Genomic DNA, 18,513 nt, shown 5'->3' on the forward strand with positions numbered 1-18,513 from the left:
AGATATCTCTATGCAAGGTGATCTAATGGCAGAAGAAAAAAAAGAAACAATGGAAGAACCAAAAATCGGTGTTTACGTCTGCCACTGCGGTGTAAACATCGGCGGTGTGGTCGACATTGAGGCTGTAAGGGACTACGCTGCGAAACTACCAAACGTTGTGGTTGCAAAGGACTACAAGTACTACTGTTCTGACCCAGGTCAGCTCGAGATACAGAAGGACATCAAGGAACTCGGGATAAACAGGGTAGTTGTGGCTGCATGTTCCCCAAGGCTCCACGAACCAACCTTCAGGAGATGTGTTGAGGAAGCAGGACTCAACCAGTTCCTCTTCGAATTTGCAAACATAAGGGAACACGACTCATGGGTCCACATGGACAACCCTGAGGGCGCAACAGAAAAGGCCAAGGACCTTGTGAGGATGGCTGTTGCCAAGGCAAGGCTCCTGGAGCCCCTCGAGGCATCAAAGGTTAGTGTGGATGACAAGGCCCTCGTCATCGGTGGAGGTGTTGCAGGTATACAGGCTACCCTTGACCTGGCCGACATGGGATTCAAGACCTACATGGTCGAAAAGAGGCCAAGTATCTCAGGAAGAATGGGTCAGCTTGACAAAACCTTCCCGACCCTCGACTGTTCAATGTGTATCCTCGCACCAAAAATGGTGGATGTGGGTAAACACGACAACATTGAACTCATAACCTACGCTGAGGTTAAGGAGGTTGACGGTTACATAGGTAACTTCAAGGTCAAAATCGAGAAAAAACCAAGGTACATAGACGAGGACCTCTGTACCGGATGCGGTTCCTGCGTAGAGGTATGCCCAATTGAAATGCCCAACTACTTCGACGAGGGAATCGGTATGACCAAGGCTGTCTACATACCATTCCCACAGGCCGTCCCGCTCTGCGCAACCATAGACAAGGACTACTGTATAGAGTGCATGCTCTGTGATGAGGTCTGTGAAAGGGGAGCCGTTAAACACGACCAGGAACCAGAGGAAATCGAAATCGAAGTTGGTACAATAATCGTGGCAACAGGATACGACGCCTACGACCCAACAGAGAAACTCGAATACGGTTACGGCCGACACACCAACGTAATAACAGGTCTTGAACTCGAAAGGATGATCAACGCCTCAGGTCCAACCGATGGTAAGGTCCTCAAACCATCAGACGGTGAAAAACCAAAGAGGGTTGCATTCATCCACTGTGTGGGTTCAAGGGACGAACAGGTTGGAAAACCCTACTGTTCCCGTGTCTGCTGTATGTACATCATGAAGAACGCACAGCTCATCAAGGACAAAATGCCTGACACAGAGGTCACACTCTACTACATGGACATAAGGGCATTCGGTAAAGGATTCGAGGAATTCTACAAACGCTCACAGGAGAAATACGGAATCAAATTCATAAGGGGACGACCCGCCGAGGTCATCGAAAACCCTGACCTCACACTCACAGTGAGATCAGAGGACACGCTCCTGGGTAAGGTCACAGAGTACGACTACGACATGGTCGTCCTTGGTGTGGGTCTCGTGCCACCAGAGGGTGCAGAGACACTGAGGCAGACAATCGGTCTATCCAAATCTGCAGACGGATTCCTCATGGAAGCACACCCAAAACTCAGGCCTGTTGACACACTGACAGATGGTGTGTACCTTGCAGGTGTGGCTCAGGGTCCAAAGGACATCCCTGACGCTGTTGCACAGGCTTCAGGTGCAGCTGCACGTGCAGCAATACCAATGGTCAAGGGTGAAGTGGAAATTGAGCCAATAATCGCAGTTACAGATTCCGACGTCTGCGGTGGCTGTGAGGTCTGCATCGAGCTCTGCCCATTCGGTGCCATAAGCATAGAGGAAGGGCACGCCAACGTAAACGTGGCCCTCTGTAAGGGTTGCGGTACCTGCGTGGCAGCATGCCCATCAGGCACAATGGACCAGCAGCACTTCAAAACAGAGCAGATCATGGCTCAGATCGAAGCTGCACTCAACGAACCCGCTTCAAAATAGATGGGCTGATACCCATCAAAACCATTTCTTTTATTCAATAAAGGCTGATTTGATTTATTATCTTTCAATGCTATTTCTGTATCTCCTGTCTGGCATCAGCCTCTTTTTCTTGGTCCCCTGCAGGAGTCATCACCCTGATCTCATGGTTGGCTACAGATAAAATCACCGGCACCAATTTTATATTGTAATTTTAACTACTTCCTAATGGAGATGATTTTCATGGTCAGCAATCAGGATTATACCGAGAGAATAAGAGACCTCATGAGGGATCATAACAGCTGGATGGAGTCAAGCATCAACCTCATAGCAAGTGAAAATATAACGAGTTCAAGGGTCAAGGAGGCACTCATCTCTGACCTGTCACACCGCTATGCAGAGGGCCTCCCCGGTGAGAGGCTCTATGAGGGCTGCAGGTACATAGATGAGATTGAAGAGATCACAATTGAACTCTCAAAGAAACTCTTCAGGGCAGAGCATGCCAATGTCCAGCCAACATCGGGTGTTGTGGCCAACCTCGCCTGCTTCTTTGCAACTGCAGATGTTGGCGACTCCATAATGGCCATGGAGGTCCCATACGGCGGCCACATATCCCATGCCAGGGTCAGTGCAGCCGGTGTCAGGGGATTCAAAATATACACCCATCCCTTTGACTTTGAAAACATGAACATAGACGCTGATGCAATGAAGAAAAAAATCCTTGAGGTCAAACCAAGGATAATACTATTCGGCGGAAGCCTCTTCCTCTTCCCCCACCCTGTGGAGGAGGCTGTTGAGGCAGCAGAGGAGGTGGGTGCAAGGATAATGTACGACGGCGCCCACGTCCTTGGCCTCATTGCAGGCGGATACTTCCAGGATCCCCTCAGGGAGGGCGCCGATATGCTCGTGGGAAGCACACATAAAACCTTCCCAGGACCCCAGGGTGGTATAATCCTCTGCAGGGAGGAACTTGCAGATGACATAGATGAGGCGGTCTTCCCTGGACTTGTGAGTAACCACCACCTCCACCACGTGGCAGGCCTCGGAATAGCAACCGCAGAGATGCTTGAATTTGGAAGTGAATACGCGGCACAGACAATCAGAAACGCAAAGAAACTAGCAGAAAGCCTCAATGAACTTGGATTCAACGTACTCTGTGAGCATCTCGACTTCACAGAATCCCATCAGGTTGTGATGGATGTATCAGACATTGGAAGGGCCGCAGAGATATCCAAGAGACTTGAGGCCAACAACATAATACTCAACAAGAACCTTCTCCCATGGGACGATGTTAACAGGTCAGACGACCCATCAGGAATAAGGATAGGTACACAGGAGATAACGAGGCGTGGCATGAAGGAGTCAGAGATGTCAGAGGTTGCAGAATACATAAAGAGGGTTGTTATTGACGGCAGGGACGTTAAGGAAGAGGTTTCAGAGTTCATGTCTTCCTATACAAAGGTCCACTACGCCTTTGAGGAGTCAGAGGCCTACAAGTACATGGAGATCCGGTAGATGAGAATTGCCTGGGCATTCACAGGGGCCGGGCACCTGCTTCTTGAGAGTGTTGAGGTGCTGGAGGAGCTGGTTTCTAGGGGCCACGAGGTAACCATACTCCTATCAGGAGCCTCAGAAGAGGTTCTAAGGATGTACGGCCTCTTTGAGAGGGTCAGGAGACTTTCAGGTGGATACTACAGGGAACTTGTACTTGAAAGTGACGAGGGCTACAGCTTCCCCATAACAGGCAGGCTCTCCATGGGTAGATATGATCTTCTTGTGGTCTCCCCTGTAACATCCAATACCGTGGCCAAGATAGTTCATGGCATAGCCGATACACTTGTGACAAACGCCGTGGCCCAGGCAGGTAAAGGCGGAGTGCCGGTGTACTGCGTCCCGGTGGACCTTGAGGAGGGCGACGTTGAAACGGTCCTCCCATCAAAACTTGAACTTGAACTCTGCAGGAGATGCGAGCAGTGCCTTGCCGCGGCGGCATGTCCAGGGGACGCAATAGTTCCGGGAATTGAGATAAGGCTTCTGAAGTGCAGGGGCTGCGGGCTGTGTCATAGCGCATGTCCATATGGTGCCGTCTCAGGCGGAAGGATAATAACCATCCACATGAGGGAGGTGGACATCAGAAACACAGAGAGACTCTCTGAGATGGAGGGTATAACTGTGTTTGATGGGCCCAGGGAGATTTTAAGGACCATCTGACCATTTCAAAGCCCTTTAAAAGCATTTCTTAAGGCCAGCACCCATACCACTTCTTCATAAAATTTAATTATCATCTCCAATAGAAATATGGGAATAGGGGGTGTTTTAATGGAGGCTAAGAGGATTGATTTTCTCCTTGAGGAACTCAAAAACCCGGACTGGGTTGTGCGTGAGGACGCTGTTGAACTCCTTGCAGAGGTTGCAGATCCCCGGGCTGTGGAACCACTCATAGAGGCCCTTGATGACGAGGACTACCATGTAAGGGAGGCTGCCGCACTTGCCCTTGCAACCTTTGATGATAAAAGGGCTGTTGGACCCCTCAGGGAGCATCTTTCAGATGAGAAACCTGGTGTGAGGTACGCGTGTGCCCTGGCCCTTGGAATACTCGGTGATGAGGATTCAGTCAAGGACCTTGAGGGGCTTCTTGACGATGAGAGCCCAATGGTTCGGAGGGTGGCGGAGGTTGCAATCTCCGAGATAAAAAAGAGGGCGAGATCCTAGATCTCATGGAATATTGAATGTTCTGGGAGGTCCCCTGAGGCAGAATCTCAGATATCCCGAAATTCCAGCATATCGCCTATTTGGGTTCCAGATTCCTCAATTTTTCCTTTTTTAAGTTCTATGACATATCTTGCAGGTTTTACTGGGTTGTAGACCTGCCATGGTTTGAGTTCAGCCACATCAACCACCCGCATATCCTCATCAACGAATAGAACGTCAAGCGGAACCAGCATGAAGAACATGTGTATTCCTGAGCCGTATCTCCCACGTCCCTCGGGTATTTCAAGTACAAGTCCAGTCTCAACGTTCCTCCTGAGCATCAAGCCCCTGAAACGTGAAAGGAATGTATCTGCAAACCTCACAGCACCAAGAGTGGCGCCCCTTGTCTTATTGAACACCTCTTTCTCCATCATAGATTCTCCTGAAAACACTGTGTTATATTTATTTATATCATCAGCTCAAAACCATAAACCATTATTGTGCATATTCATCAGGAGGTTATCAGTGTGAGAAATATTATCGTTGAACCCCTTAACCAGACACCAATCGAGGACCAGAAGGTGGAGATAGTTGAAAGGAAGGGCATAGGACACCCTGACAGTATAAGTGACGGGATAGCTGAATCAGTGAGCAGGGCCCTCTGCAACGCCTACCTTGACAGATTCGGTGCCATAATGCACCACAACACCGACGAGGTACAGATAACAGCCGGGGAATCCGCACCACAGTTCGGAGGCGGTGAAGTCATAAAACCGATAGAGATACTCCTCACAGGAAGGGGCATCGCCGAGGTTGATGGAGAGAAGATAGGCCTTGACAGGATAGCCATATCAGCAGCCAAGGAGTACCTCAGGGACAACATAATAAACCTTGATGTTGAGACCTGCACCGTGGTGGAGTGCAAGATCGGGCACGGTTCAGGGGACCTGCGGGATGTTTTTGCAAGGAAGGGAAGGGCACCACTATCAAATGACACATCATTCGGGGTTGGATTCGCACCATTCTCAGAGACCGAGAGGATAGTGATGGAGGCAGAGAACCTCCTCAACTCCCCTGAATTCAAGAAAAAATACCCTGCAGTGGGTGAGGACATAAAGGTCATGGGTCTCAGGGAAAATGACAACATAACACTCACCGTTGCCTGTGCAATGGTGGACAGATACGTATCAGACCTTGAGGAATACCTTGAAATCAAGAATGTGGTGAAGGATGAGGTATTCAAGCTGGCCTCAGGGATCACAGAGAGAAACCTTGAGGTTTTTGTAAATACAGCCGACCGCTGTGAGGACGATGAGCCATCCGTTTACATAACAGTTACAGGGACCTCCGCTGAGATGGGTGATGACGGATCAGTGGGAAGGGGTAACAGGGCCAACGGCCTCATAACACCCAACAGGCCAATGTCCATGGAGGCAACATCAGGTAAGAACCCCATAAACCATGTAGGTAAGATCTACAATCTGCTCTCAAACCAGATGGCCGCAGACATAGTTGAGAGCATAGAGGGAGTTAAACAGGTCCATATAATGATACTCAGCCAGATAGGAAAGCCAATTGACCACCCCAAGGCCGCCACAGCCCAGGTGATCCTTGAGGATGGCTACACCATGGATGACATCACAGGAAAGGTTTCAGGAGTAATGGACGCATGGCTCGAGGACATACCGAGCATAACCGAGATGCTGGTCAAGGGTCAGCTCCGGACATTCTAATATCCATCTGAGGGAGAAATTCATGCCAATCCAGGAAGCCGAAAAATCCTACAAGCCCCATGTGATAGAGGAAAAGGTTCAGAGTTTCTGGGAAGAAAGGGATATCTATGAACGCGTGAAGGAACTGAGGGAGAATGGTCCAAGGTACTCATTCCTGGACGGTCCACCCTACTGTAGCGGAAGGATTCACCTTGGAACAGCATGGAACAAGGTAATGAAGGACTCATACCTCCGCTTCAAGTCAATGAGGGGTTTCAATGTCAGGAGGCAGCCTGGATGGGACACCCATGGCCTTCCAATAGAACACAAGGTTGAGGGGATCCTGGGTGTCGGGAGCAAGAAGGACATCGAGGATAAGATCGGTATAGAGGAATTTGTCAGGAAGTGCAGGGAATTCGCGGTTGAAAACAAGGCTGTGATGACATCCCAGTTCCAGCGCCTTGGGGTCTGGATGGACTGGGATGACCCCTACGTGACCTTCGACCCGGCCTACATGGAATCATGCTGGTGGACCCTGAAGAGGGCCCATGAGAAGAACCTCCTTTTAAGGGATCTACGGGTGATAACGTGGTGTCCACGCTGTGAAACGGCCCTGGCACTTGCAGAGATAGACTACCATGAGAAGGAGGACCCCTCAATCTACGTGAAGTTCCCGGTTTCAGGGGACACATATATACTGGTATGGACAACAACCCCCTGGACCCTCCCTGCAAACATGGCCGTTGCGGTCCACCCTGACTTTGACTATGCCCACGCCCGCCTGGATGGGGAAACCTACATAATGGCAGAGGCACTCGTTGAGAAGGTCCTCGGCGAGGAAGCAGAGATAATAAAGACCGTCAGGGGATCTGAACTTGAGGGCCTCACCTACAGGCACCCCCTGGATGAGGAGGTGCCATGCCACAGGGACATGGAGCACAGGGTCATCCTGGGGGACCATGTGACACTCACAGAGGGTACAGGGTGCGTGCACACAGCCCCGGGTCACGGTCCAGAGGACTTTGAGATAGGTAAAGAATATGGCCTCCCTGTCTTCTGCCCTGTGGATGAGGCAGGAGTCTTCACTGAGGAGGCAGGAAAATACAGGGGACTCTTTGTTAAAGACGCTGATTCTGACATAATAGATGACCTCAGATCAAGGAACCTCCTCCTGAGGGCAGAGACCATCAGTCACAGGTACGGGTTCTGCTGGAGATGCAAGACACCCATAATCTACCTTGCCACAGAGCAGTGGTTCCTCAAAATAACAGAGATAAAGGATAAAATGCTCAGTGAACTCGACAGGGTACAGTGGATCCCATCATGGGCAGGGGAGAGCAGGTTCAGGAACTGGATAGAGAATGCAAGGGACTGGACCATCTCAAGGCAGCGTTACTGGGGAATACCCATCCCCATATGGGTCTGCGAGGACTGTGACAGCATACACGTGGTTGGATCAATAGAGGAGCTCAGGGAGCTGGCTGTTGAGGGCCAGCTGGAGGGCGACTTCATCCACAGGCCCCACGTGGACAGGATAATACTTGAGTGTGGCAGATGCGGGGGTGACATGAAGAGGACACCCGATGTCCTGGACGTCTGGATAGACTCAGGGGTAGCAGGGTGGGCAGCCCTACACTACCCCAGAGAGAAGGAACTCTTCAGTGAATGGTTCCCCTACGACTTCATAACCGAGGGACATGACCAGACCAGGGGCTGGTTCTACTCACAGCTTGGCTGTGGTGTGATAGCACTTGATGAGACACCCTACCGGAGGGTGCTCATGCACGGATTCACCCTTGATGAAGAGGGCAGGAAGATGAGCAAGTCCCTGGGGAATGTGGTTGAACCTGAGGATGTCATAGAGAAGTACGGGGCAGACGTCCTTAGGTTCTACCTTCTATGGGCCAACAAGCCATGGGAGGACCTTAAATTCGTCTGGGAAGAACTCAGGAATGTTAACAAGATGTTCAACATACTCTGGAATGTCTACGTCTTCGCGACAACCTACATGTCCCTTGACAGGTTCCAGCCAGGTGACCATGAACTGGAGGACCTCCACTTCAGGGATGAGGATCGATGGATAATCTCAAGGGTTAACTCTGTGGCCCTGAAGGTGACAGAGGCCCTGGATAACCTCCACTTCCACAGGGCAACCCGTGAAATTCACGACTTCATAGTGGAGGACCTCAGCCGCTGGTACATAAGGCTCATAAGGAGCCGCACATGGATAGAGAGGGACGACCCAGACAAGCTGGCAGCCTACCACAGCCTCTACACAGCCATCAAGACACTCATAGTGACACTCTCACCCATAGCACCCCACATATGCGAGGACATCTACCAGAACCTTGTGAGGGGGGCTGAACCCGACTCACCCGAGAGCATACACATGCTGGACTGGATGGTGAGTGAGGATGCTGTGGACGGCAAACTCGAGGCAGAGATGGACATCGTCCGCGAGATAATAGAGGCATGTGCAAGGGCAAGGGACACTGCAAGGTACAAGCTGAGATGGCCTGTAAGGGAGATAGCTGTGGTATCAGAGGATGAGGGGGTCCTGGCGGCTGCAGAGTCCCTCAAGGCTGTCATAGCTGAACAGGCCAATGCCAAGTCCATCAGGACTTCAACGGAATTCCCTGACATGAGAATAATAGCCAAACCAAACCCCGCAACCCTGGGTCCAAGGCTCAGGCAGGACATGCCACCTGTCATGAGAAAACTTGAGGAGGCGGATGGCGCTGAGGTTAAAGCTGCACTGGAGTCAGAGGGTACCTTCAGGGTTGAACTGGACGGCAGAATAATCGTCCTGGAACCCGATGACATAATATTTGAGACAGAACTACCTGAGAACATCGTGAATGCACAGTTCGAGGGTGGAAGCGTATTCGTTGATACGGAACTCACACCTGAGATAATGAGCGAGGCAATGGCCCGCGAACTTGTAAGGAGGATCCAGGATATGAGGAAGGACCTTGACCTGGATGTTGAGGCCAGGATAGAGGTTTCAGTGAAATGCAGCCCTGAATTCAGGGAACTCACAGAGTCCCAGAGGGAATTTGTGGAGAATGAGGTCAGGGCCAGCCAGCTCTCCTTTGATTACACTGAACTCGAGTACACCAAGGAATGGAAGATATCAGATGAAAACCTTATAATATCCATAAAACCTTCAGATAAGGTGTGAAAATGGTTTTAACAGATTCGGAGATTGAATTCATAAGGAAAGAACTTGGGAGGGATCCGAATCCCCTTGAATACGGGATGCTGGATGTGATGTTCTCTGAGCACTGCTCATACAAGAGCAGCCGCCCGGTCCTTGGACTCTTCCCAACCGAGGGTGAAGGAGTAATCATAGGCCCCGGTGATGACGCCGGTGTGGTTGAGGTCACCGATGAGCTGGCCATGGCCATTGGGATTGAGAGCCACAACCATCCCTCCGCGATAGAACCCTATGGGGGGGCAGGTACAGGTATAGGCGGGATTCTGAGGGATATAATCTCAATGGGTGCCATGCCCATAGCCCTCCTTGACTCCCTCAGATTCGGGTACCTGGAGGACCAGAAATCAAGGTACCTCTTTGAGCACGTGGTTAAGGGTATATCGGATTACGGGAACCGTGTGGGGGTTCCAACCGTCGCAGGTGAGGTTGAATTTGATGATAACTTCCAGCTGAACCCCCTCGTGAATGTTATGTGCGCAGGCCTTGTGCGCAGGGATGATATAAAAAGGGGGATAGCACCAAGGGTAGGTGACGTATTCCTCCTCATGGGGGGCAGAACAGGCAGGGATGGGATCCATGGTGTAACCTTCGCCTCTGAGGAACTCACCAGTTCATCTGAACTGGAGGACCGGCCGGCGGTTCAGGTTGGCGACCCATTCACCAAGAAGATGGTGATGGAGGCAAGCTTTGAGATAATGGAGAAAATAGAGGTTTCAGGTGTGAAGGACCTCGGGGGCGGGGGTTTAACATGCTGCATCTCTGAACTCGTGGCCAAGTGTGATAACGGTGCAAGGGTCAACCTGGAGGCCATACCCCTGAGGGAGGAGGGAATGACACCCTATGAGATAATGCTCTCAGAGTCACAGGAGAGAATGATATTCGTGCTCAGCCCTGACAGGGTTGATGAGGCAATGGAGATCTGCAGGAAATATGAGCTCCCGGCTGCGGTCATAGGTGAGGTTACAGATACCGGCAGGATGATCGTTGAAAGCGAAGGGAATGTTATAGCGGACCTGCCAGCAAAGCTCCTTGCCGATCCCCCGGTGATTGAAAGGGAAGCAAAAAAACCTGATCTACCTGAGGGGCAGGTGAAGGTCCAGCACCCCCCTCTCACTGAGGCGCTCCTTAAACTACTCTCATCACCCAACATTGCAAGCAAGAGGTGGGTTTACCGCCAGTATGACCATGAGGTTCAGATAAGGACCGTTGTGAAGCCTGGCGATGATGCGGCGGTCCTCAGGGTCGACGATGAGACGGGTGTTGCACTAACCGTTGACTGCAACAGCATCCACACAAGGCTGGACCCATACGGTGGCGGCGCAGCCTCCGTGGGGGAGGCGATAAGGAACGTTGTTTCAATGGGGGCCTGGCCACTCTGCATAGTTGACTGCCTCAACTTCGGCAACCCGGAGAAACCGGAGGTTTTCTGGCAGTTCAGGGAATGCGTGAGGGGAATGGCTGACATGGCAGAGACCTTCGGCACGCCAGTAATAAGCGGTAATGTGAGCTTCTACAATGAAACCGAGGGGGTCACGGTGAACCCCTCCCCTGTGGTTGGAGTGGCAGGGACGCTCCCACTTGACAACATAAAAACAATGGACTTCAAGGCCGAGGGCGAGAAGATAATCGTCATCGGGGATACAAAACCTGAACTGGGCGCTTCAGAGTACCTCAGGACAGTTCATGGCATTGTTGATGGTAAACCCCCTGAAACAGATCTCAGGGCGGAATTTGACGCTGCAAACTCAGTCAGGAAGATAATTGAGAGATTCGGTGATGAGGTAACAGCAATACATGACTGTTCAGCAGGTGGTATAGGGGTTGCAGTTGCTGAGATGGCCATAAAGTCAGGTATCGGGGCAACCATAGACACAGGGAAGATCCCTGGAAGCTTCAGTAACATCCATGAGGCCCTATTCTCTGAATCAAATGGAAGGTACATCATAGCCGTAAAAGGATCCGTGGATGAGATAATCCAGGAAATTGAAGTGCCGTGTGCTGTCATAGGAATTACTGGCGGCGGCGCCCTCAAATTTGATGATGTGGCAATGGATGTATCTGAACTTTATGATGCCTACCATGGGGTTATTGAGGCATACATGTCCACATAGGTGTTTTTTTGAGGTACCGGAGGGAGTTCTTCAGGCAGATCATACATGCAGCAGGCATCGTGTTCGTGATCCTTGCAGGCTACCTTGGCACCCTCCCCATGGTGACCCTCTCCCTCACAGCAGCACTCCTGGGTGAGTTGATATTTCAGCTTGACAGGAGGTTCACCCTCCCCTTCTTCTCCTATGTTCTGAGGAGCTGCCGGAGGGATGATACCGAGAGGGGCTTCATCTACTACTTTCTGGGAATGGCCCTCACATATGCCCTCTTTGGCTTTAACATTCCAGTGGCCAGTGCCTCAGTTATAATACTCACCCTGGGTGACTCACTCTCCACAATCATCGGCAGGGAGTATGGTTCACATCCCCTCCCCTTTAATCCTGATAAGAGCATTGAGGGTTCAGCGGCCTTCCTTTTCGCAGGGTTCCTGGGGGCCCTCTTTTTCCTTGACCCCATAACAGCACTCGCAGGTGCTATTGCGGGTATGCTGGTGGAGGCCTACACCCCGGTTGAGGATAACATAACCATTCCCATCGGTGCCGGGGCTGTGATGCTGCTCCTCGTCCACTGAACAGATTTTTTATGAGGAATCAGAGTCTTTTCACCTGATGAGACAACTGATCCCTGCATCACCCCTTTAAAAAAGGATCCTTGTCAGCGTCTTTACTTGAGACAACTCAGTAGGGGCATTGTAGTCGGGTGGATGGTAACGGTCAGAGTCTTATCATCTGATGAGACAGAAAATTGGTTTTTGTGAGGGGTCAGAGTCTTATAACTCCTTCCCTCCTGAATGAGACAACTGAAGCCGCAAAGAGGATTACAGATAAAAAGGCCGACGGTAACATGTCATAGATGAGACCAGGGTTGATATATGGGCTCGATGAGAGTTTGACCATTATGATGCTGGGTATGAAGCGTATTATTGGGTTGAGGGTATCCATATCCATGAAGAGGGGCACGAAGAGCAGGAATGTTGCAAAGAAGAGCACCACCGTGATGGCAGAGTTGGCCTCCTTTGTGCTGTCTGCAAGGATGGATATGAATAGGCCGGTCCCTGTGAACCCCAGACCCGTGAGGAACATTATGATGGACAGCAGGGGGATGTTGTAAACCGGCACCCCAAGGAGTATTATTATTCCGAGCCACAGGAGGCTCTGAACGAACGAAAAAATGAGCGCAGGGGTTATCTTACCAAGAATGATGCTGGTCTCGGATAGGGGGACCATCAGGAGGACCTCGAAGGTTTTTCTTTCCTTCTCGCCAACAACACTGTCGGTTACAATGTTACTCCCAAGGAAGAATGGGAGGAAAACCACGAAGGGTATTATGAACCCGTACATTATCTCCACAAAGTAGGAGCTTTCAACTGCAAGGGGAGCATACCTTTCCCTGTTGATGGCGACAATTTTCAGTTTAACAGGATTCTCCAGGGCTTTAACTGTGGATGCTGGAATACCCGCCTCCCTGAACTGTTTCTGCTCCGCGTACCATGAGGCAGCACGCTGAAGCCTTTCGCTCATGATGGTGTAGAATGCACTGCCGGTGTCTGCTTCGATACGGACATCCCCACCGCCGGTGTAGACAATGGCAACCACCCCAGAACCAAGACTTTTCCTGGCATCAGCAAGATCCGGGAATTTCCTGACACTGAGACCCTCCCTTTCAAGGCCCTCAATGAGCAGACTTTCGTCTCCCACAACACCCACCTTGAGGAACCTGGAACCACCCCACTCCCCAATGAGCTCTGGATCTGCTGCAACGGAACTTACAACTGCAAGTCCATAGGCACCCAGTATTATTATGACCTGCACCAGGACAAGCAGCATGTAGATCCTGTTTGAGAATATGTCCCGCGCCTCCTTAACTGTAAGGGCCTTCAATTTCATGGTCTCACCATCAACCTTAAAATACCAGGCCTTGGACCAAAAACCACATCATCCCTGCTGAATAATCTCACTGCAAGGCCATAGAAGAGGATGTTAAGTAAAAGGACTGAGACCACGGGTGGTATGAGGTCAGCTGCATTCAGGTTAACCCCGGATATCAGCTTTATGGTGAGGGTCATGGGTGAGAGGGACCCTGAGGAACCTGCCATGTAGGCGAGGGCAGGCACAATCAGGTATGCTGCTGCGATTATGTAGGCAAAGGTTATACCTATCCCGGCCTCACGGTAGTTCTTTGCATAAACAGATATGAGTGCCGTGAGCCCGATGATGGGTGTTGATGAGAGCACAACGGTGACATATGCACCTGTCGGGTTGCTTATCTGGAAACCGGCCGCCATTATCAGGATCATCCACACACCCACCTGCAGCGCCACCGTGGCAGTAACAGAGAGGCACTTCCCGATGATGATCTCAGAGCGCCTTATGGGCATTGCGATGAGGGCTTCACCTGTTTTCCTCTCCTTTTCACCCACAATACTGTCCACCACAAGGTTCCCGAACAGGAAAACCGGGAGAAAGAGGAGAATTGAAACCATAACCCGCCTCACAAGCTGAAGTGGAAGGGCCTCACCCCGTGTCTCCTCGCGGACCTCAGGTCTCGGGGTCTGGGTTTCAATGAGGTCACTGGTTATCACGGTGGATGCCCTTTCAACAGCGGCTTCCACCTCGTCCCTTACAACGGTCCTTCTTGGATCAGAATAGTCAAGGTAGAGTGTTGCATTCAGGGGGATGCCGGTGAAGTTATCGACAAGGAGCCTGGAGGGTGCACCCCCATGTATATAGAGGACGTCAGGGTTTAGCTGCCCGGAGATGATACCTGAGGGGTCGGTGACACTGAGCTCTGCAAAACCCCTGAGGGAGGGGGTGAAAGTGCTTCCCTCACCGATCATCTCAATGAAGCCACTGAACATGAATATGGTGAGTGAAAGTACCAGTATCTGGAATATGAATATGAAGAGGAATTTACGGCTCCTGAATGTTCCCCTGAGTTCCCATTTTGTAACTGTTAGGAGATTCATCTAGGCCCCCTTCAGGCTCTGTATGAATACGTCGTTGAGTGTTGCCTCCCGGGTGTTCACACTGAAGACAGTTCCAGGGATATTCTCTATAACCTCTTTCATGGATTCACGGCTACCAAGGGAGAACCTGATAATTTTACCATCAATTACAACGGATTTAACACCACTTATCTCCATAAGAGATTCTCTGCTGACCAGTGAGGGCTCTGAGACCTTAACTTCAAGTATAAGGTCCCCCTGGACCCTGGATTTGAGTTCATCCGGGGTTCCAATGTCTAGTATGCGCCCCCTGTTTATTATGGCGACCCTGTCACAGAGGTAGTCGGCCTCCTCCATGTAGTGGGTGCAGAGTATCATGGTCCTTGATCCCTTGAGCTCCCTTATGAATTCCCTTATTGAGAATGCTGTTGCCGGATCAAGCCCCATGGTGGGTTCGTCGAATATTATGATTGGAGGGTCATGTATGAGGGCCCTTGCTATTCCTATCCTCTGCCGCATGCCCTTGGAGAATGTGTTTATGGGGTCCTCTGCACGTTCACTCATACCCACGAGTTCAAGTAACTCATATATCCTGTCATCCAGCACATCCCGGGGGACACCATAGAGTTCACCGAAGTACCTCAGGAGATCCGCCGCCCTGAAACGCTCATAGAGGTTGGGTTCCTCTGGAAGGTAGCCTATCATTGCTTTAACCCTGAGGGGATCCCTGGTAACATCATATCCACCCACATGGACTGTGCCAGAGTCAGGGTGCAGTATCCCTGCTATTATGCGTATCGCGGTGGTCTTACCGGCACCGTTATGACCGATTATGCCCATGAGTTCCCCTTCCCTCACAGTGAAGCTGAGGTTATCAAGGGCCCTGATTCTTCCAAAGCTTTTAGAGACAGAGTCCACCTCTATCATGAAACCTCCACGAATCAAAGATTTTTTTCCAGCTGGGAATTTATATCCCCCTTTATATTATAATAGTATAGGGCAGTACCTTATATTATATAGGACAGTACTTAAGCGGTGATGGTCACATGTTTCTATCAGAACTCATACCACTGAGGGATGCATTCAGGATTCTTGATGAAAATCAGATATTAACTGAAACTGAAACCCTGAATCTGCTATATGCCCATAAAAGGGTTCTTGGAGAGGATTTGAGGGCCAGATTTGACTCCCCACCCTTTGACAGGTCAGCGATGGACGGATACGCGGTGAGGGCCGAGGATACATTCGGTTCGTCACCTGAGAATCCATCAATATTCGCTGTCACAGATTCCATAGGGGCCGGGGATGTCTCGGATGTGGATGTGGGTAGGGGTGAGGCTGTTAAAATCGCAACAGGAGCCCCCATACCCGACGGGGCAGACGCTGTGGTCATGGAGGAGTACACTGTCAGTTCAGGGTCTGAGATCAGTGTTGTAAGACCTGTGTTCCCTGGAGAGAACGTGGCACCGGCAGGTGAGGATTTCAGGGCAGGGGATACCGTCCTGACTAAAGGAACCCTCCTCAGACCTGCAGAAATTGCCATGGCGGCATCCGCAGGTTACAGCCAGCTGAGGGTGTACAAAAAGCCATCAGTAAAGGTGATAATAACAGGTAATGAGCTCATGGAGCCTTCAGCAGACCTTGAACCAGGCAAGATACCCAACTCAAACCTCTACACCCTCAGGGCCCTTGTTGAGAGTGCAGGTGGAGAGGCAGAGGTTAGCCACGCCCCCGACGACATGGATATCATAGTGGATGAAATCAGAGGGGCAGTGAAGGAACATGACATGGTCATAACAACCGGCGGAACAGCGGTGAGCCGGGGGGATGTGGTTGTGGATGCTGTGGACAGTCTTGGCGACGTACTCTTTCATGGGGTGGCAATGAGGCCAGGAAAACCTGTAGCGTTTGGAATGGTTGAGGGTAAACCAATATTCATGCTTTCAGGTTATCCTGTCGCTGCCATGGTGCAGTTCGATGTCCTTGCAAGGTACTATCTTCTCAGAATGCAGCACCTGGATTACAGGCACAGAACAGTGAAGAGGCGGTGTCTTGGCAAGGTTGCATCTGGCCCTGGAAGGACAGAGTACCTGCGGTCAAATGCAGACAACGTAACAGTTAAACCTGTCCAGAGCAGAGGTTCAGGTATAATAAGGTCAATGGTGGAGTCAAATGCCTACATAGTAATAGATGAGAACCTTGAGGGCATAGCTGAAGATGAGGAGTGTGAGGTCCTCCTCTTTGATTCAATGACACTCTGAAACCGTGCCAGCACATATGAATGGGAGATTTTATATGATCGCTTCAACAACCATTAAAACAGGTGTTATGTAATATGAATGCACTTTGGTTTTACGTCATCGCATTTATCCTGATATGGACACTCGCTGTTCTTTTCAGGGACAGACTAAAGGTTGAGATACAGGGACCCCTCCTCCTGAGGAGAACAAGGAGGATGAGGGGATTCATTGACAGCATCGCATCGGGCCATCCAAGACTCTGGAGGTGGATACTGAACGCGGGCATCCCTGTGGCGTTCTTCTTCATGTTCTACATGCTCTACCTCATGGTGATGTCCCTTCAGAGCATATTCGTGACCCCACAGGCGTCACTCATCGTGCCGGGTGTTGACATACCAGGGGCACCGGTTTACGTGCCTCTGGGTTACGGTATACTGGGCCTTGCCACGGTCATAGTGGTGCATGAATTCGCCCATGGGATACTTGCAAGGGTTGAGGGGGTCCGCATAAAATCCATTGGCCTCCTTCTTCTGGCAATACTTCCGGGTGCTTTCGTTGAACCTGACGAGGATGATATCAAGAAGGTGAGCCCCATATCAAAGCTGAGGATATATGCCGCTGGATCAGTGGCAAACCTCATACTTGCAGGTATATGCTTTGCACTCTTCTTTGGTATTTCAGCATATGCCATGCCCGCAGCCTTCCAGGCCGATGGTGTTCAGATAGATAGCGTGGTTCCTGGAAGCCCTGCAAGTGAGGTCCTCAAACCGGGTCTGGTTATTGAGAGCATAAATGGAATGCCAACCACAAACCTCACCACATATGGAATGGCCCTTAAGAGGATACGGGTGGGTGAGGTTATCACAATAGACACGGATCAGGGGACCTTCAGGCTTAAGACAGGCAGAAACCCCAACAACTCAAGCAGGGCCTACATGGGTATCCGGACCAGCAACCACCTGCAGGTGAGGGGGTCAGTGGCATCGGTCTTTGGTGGCACCCTACCATTTGCCCTCACATACCTGGAGGAGCTCTTCTTCTGGATATTCTTCCTGAACTTTGCAGTGGGCACGGTGAACCTTCTACCTGCCAAGCCCCTTGATGGTGGACTTATGTTTGAGGAGCTCCTGCGCTACAGGTTACCGGAGAGGATTGTTAAACCGGCGGTCAGCTATGTCTCCATATTTGTTATACTTATCATAGCGGTGAGTATAATATGGGGCACAGGACGCGGCATTCTGATGATGTTCTGATAGCTGAGATAGATACTGTCTACCGATGTTCTGATCAGCGCCTCTGGCAGCTGAAGCAGACATCGTCTTCCTTATCGGTCCTGTAGATCTTACCGCAGCGGGGACACATAACTGTCCTCATGCCGCTCTCCCTGGCAGGGGGTTCATGGCACTGGCACCTCACACCCACCATCTTCTTCTTTTTCTTCATGTGATCTGATTTAGCGTCTGATATGATATTATTTTTGTAAAGCACACCATCAGGCCCTCTTTGATCATGAGTTTGCAGAGGGGATAGCTGTCTTTTCTGAGCCATTGGTGGGGGCCAGGTATTATAATTGATACAAACCATATTAAAATAATTTTTATTTTTATTAAAGCAAATTT

The 18,513-nt window shown here is 50.7% G+C and carries 15 protein-coding genes; 10 read left to right on the plus strand and 5 right to left on the minus strand.

Annotation, left to right across the window (positions count from 1 at the left end; translation table 11 throughout):
• The first annotated feature begins 25 nt into the window (after positions 1 to 25).
• The 4 genes from hdrA to L5462_RS01865 all read left to right on the plus strand — a co-directional run bounded on the left by hdrA (position 26) and on the right by L5462_RS01865 (position 4,693).
• Entirely contained in the window at positions 26 to 2,005 is a 1,980-nt protein-coding gene (gene hdrA / locus L5462_RS01850; RefSeq protein WP_237779139.1) for a H(2):CoB-CoM heterodisulfide ferredoxin reductase subunit HdrA, read from the plus strand.
• Between the two features lie 219 nt (positions 2,006 to 2,224).
• On the plus strand, positions 2,225 to 3,496 hold the full coding sequence (glyA, locus tag L5462_RS01855) for a serine hydroxymethyltransferase (protein ID WP_237779140.1): 1,272 nt from the start codon (positions 2,225 to 2,227) through the stop codon (positions 3,494 to 3,496).
• On the plus strand, positions 3,497 to 4,192 hold the full coding sequence (locus tag L5462_RS01860; protein WP_237779141.1) for a dihydromethanopterin reductase (acceptor): 696 nt from the start codon (positions 3,497 to 3,499) through the stop codon (positions 4,190 to 4,192). It begins immediately after the preceding gene.
• Between the two features lie 108 nt (positions 4,193 to 4,300).
• Positions 4,301 to 4,693 (plus strand): HEAT repeat domain-containing protein, encoded by a 393-nt coding sequence (locus tag L5462_RS01865; RefSeq protein WP_237779142.1) that lies wholly within the window; start codon positions 4,301 to 4,303, stop codon positions 4,691 to 4,693.
• Between the two features lie 47 nt (positions 4,694 to 4,740).
• Here L5462_RS01865 and L5462_RS01870 read toward each other — a convergent pair whose 3' ends face one another.
• Positions 4,741 to 5,103 carry a DUF192 domain-containing protein gene (locus L5462_RS01870; RefSeq protein ID WP_237779143.1) on the minus strand — a complete coding sequence of 121 codons (363 nt, stop codon included), beginning with the start codon at positions 5,101 to 5,103 and terminating at the stop codon, positions 4,741 to 4,743.
• Positions 5,104 to 5,199: 96 nt separating this feature from the next.
• Here L5462_RS01870 and L5462_RS01875 point away from each other — a divergent pair, with 96 nt between their 5' ends.
• From L5462_RS01875 to L5462_RS01890, 4 genes are read left to right on the plus strand one after another with little or no spacing between them, the layout of a single operon-like run.
• Positions 5,200 to 6,405: a methionine adenosyltransferase gene (locus tag L5462_RS01875; RefSeq protein ID WP_013296541.1), complete on the plus strand. Its 1,206-nt coding sequence runs from the start codon at positions 5,200 to 5,202 to the stop codon at positions 6,403 to 6,405.
• Between the two features lie 22 nt (positions 6,406 to 6,427).
• Complete coding sequence (gene ileS / locus L5462_RS01880; RefSeq protein ID WP_237779144.1) at positions 6,428 to 9,565, plus strand: isoleucine--tRNA ligase; 3,138 nt, start codon at positions 6,428 to 6,430, stop codon at positions 9,563 to 9,565.
• A 2-nt stretch (positions 9,566 to 9,567) separates the two neighbouring features.
• Positions 9,568 to 11,712, plus strand: a complete 2,145-nt coding sequence (gene purL / locus L5462_RS01885; RefSeq protein WP_237779145.1) for a phosphoribosylformylglycinamidine synthase subunit PurL — start codon at positions 9,568 to 9,570, stop codon at positions 11,710 to 11,712.
• Positions 11,713 to 11,720: 8 nt separating this feature from the next.
• Positions 11,721 to 12,281, plus strand: coding sequence for a diacylglycerol/polyprenol kinase family protein (locus tag L5462_RS01890; RefSeq protein WP_237779146.1), 561 nt, complete (start codon positions 11,721 to 11,723; stop codon positions 12,279 to 12,281).
• Between the two features lie 190 nt (positions 12,282 to 12,471).
• On the opposite strand, the gene L5462_RS01895 is transcribed toward L5462_RS01890, so the two are convergent.
• Genes L5462_RS01895 through L5462_RS01905 form a run of 3 tightly spaced genes read right to left on the minus strand, consistent with a single transcriptional unit; the run spans position 12,472 to position 15,581 of the window.
• The gene (locus L5462_RS01895) at positions 12,472 to 13,596 is read right to left on the minus strand and encodes an ABC transporter permease (protein WP_237779147.1); all 1,125 of its coding nucleotides are present in this window, start codon (positions 13,594 to 13,596) and stop codon (positions 12,472 to 12,474) included.
• A complete protein-coding gene (locus L5462_RS01900; protein WP_237779148.1) occupies positions 13,593 to 14,675 on the minus strand; it encodes an ABC transporter permease in 1,083 nt (360 codons plus the stop codon). Before L5462_RS01900 ends, L5462_RS01895 begins: the two co-directional genes overlap by 4 nt.
• Positions 14,676 to 15,581: an ABC transporter ATP-binding protein gene (locus tag L5462_RS01905; RefSeq protein ID WP_237779149.1), complete on the minus strand. Its 906-nt coding sequence runs from the start codon at positions 15,579 to 15,581 to the stop codon at positions 14,676 to 14,678.
• Positions 15,582 to 15,700: 119 nt separating this feature from the next.
• Here L5462_RS01905 and glp point away from each other — a divergent pair, with 119 nt between their 5' ends.
• Positions 15,701 to 16,915, plus strand: a complete 1,215-nt coding sequence (gene glp / locus L5462_RS01910) for a gephyrin-like molybdotransferase Glp (protein ID WP_237779150.1) — start codon at positions 15,701 to 15,703, stop codon at positions 16,913 to 16,915.
• 74 nt (positions 16,916 to 16,989) lie between these two features.
• Complete coding sequence (locus L5462_RS01915) at positions 16,990 to 18,147, plus strand: site-2 protease family protein (protein WP_237779151.1); 1,158 nt, start codon at positions 16,990 to 16,992, stop codon at positions 18,145 to 18,147.
• A 34-nt stretch (positions 18,148 to 18,181) separates the two neighbouring features.
• On the opposite strand, the gene L5462_RS01920 is transcribed toward L5462_RS01915, so the two are convergent.
• Positions 18,182 to 18,337: a hypothetical protein gene (locus L5462_RS01920; RefSeq protein ID WP_237779152.1), complete on the minus strand. Its 156-nt coding sequence runs from the start codon at positions 18,335 to 18,337 to the stop codon at positions 18,182 to 18,184.
• Positions 18,338 to 18,513 lie beyond the last annotated feature (176 nt).

The sequence above is a fragment of the Methanothermobacter sp. K4 genome (genome assembly GCF_022014235.1).
Classification (GTDB): Archaea; Methanobacteriota; Methanobacteria; order Methanobacteriales; family Methanothermobacteraceae; genus Methanothermobacter.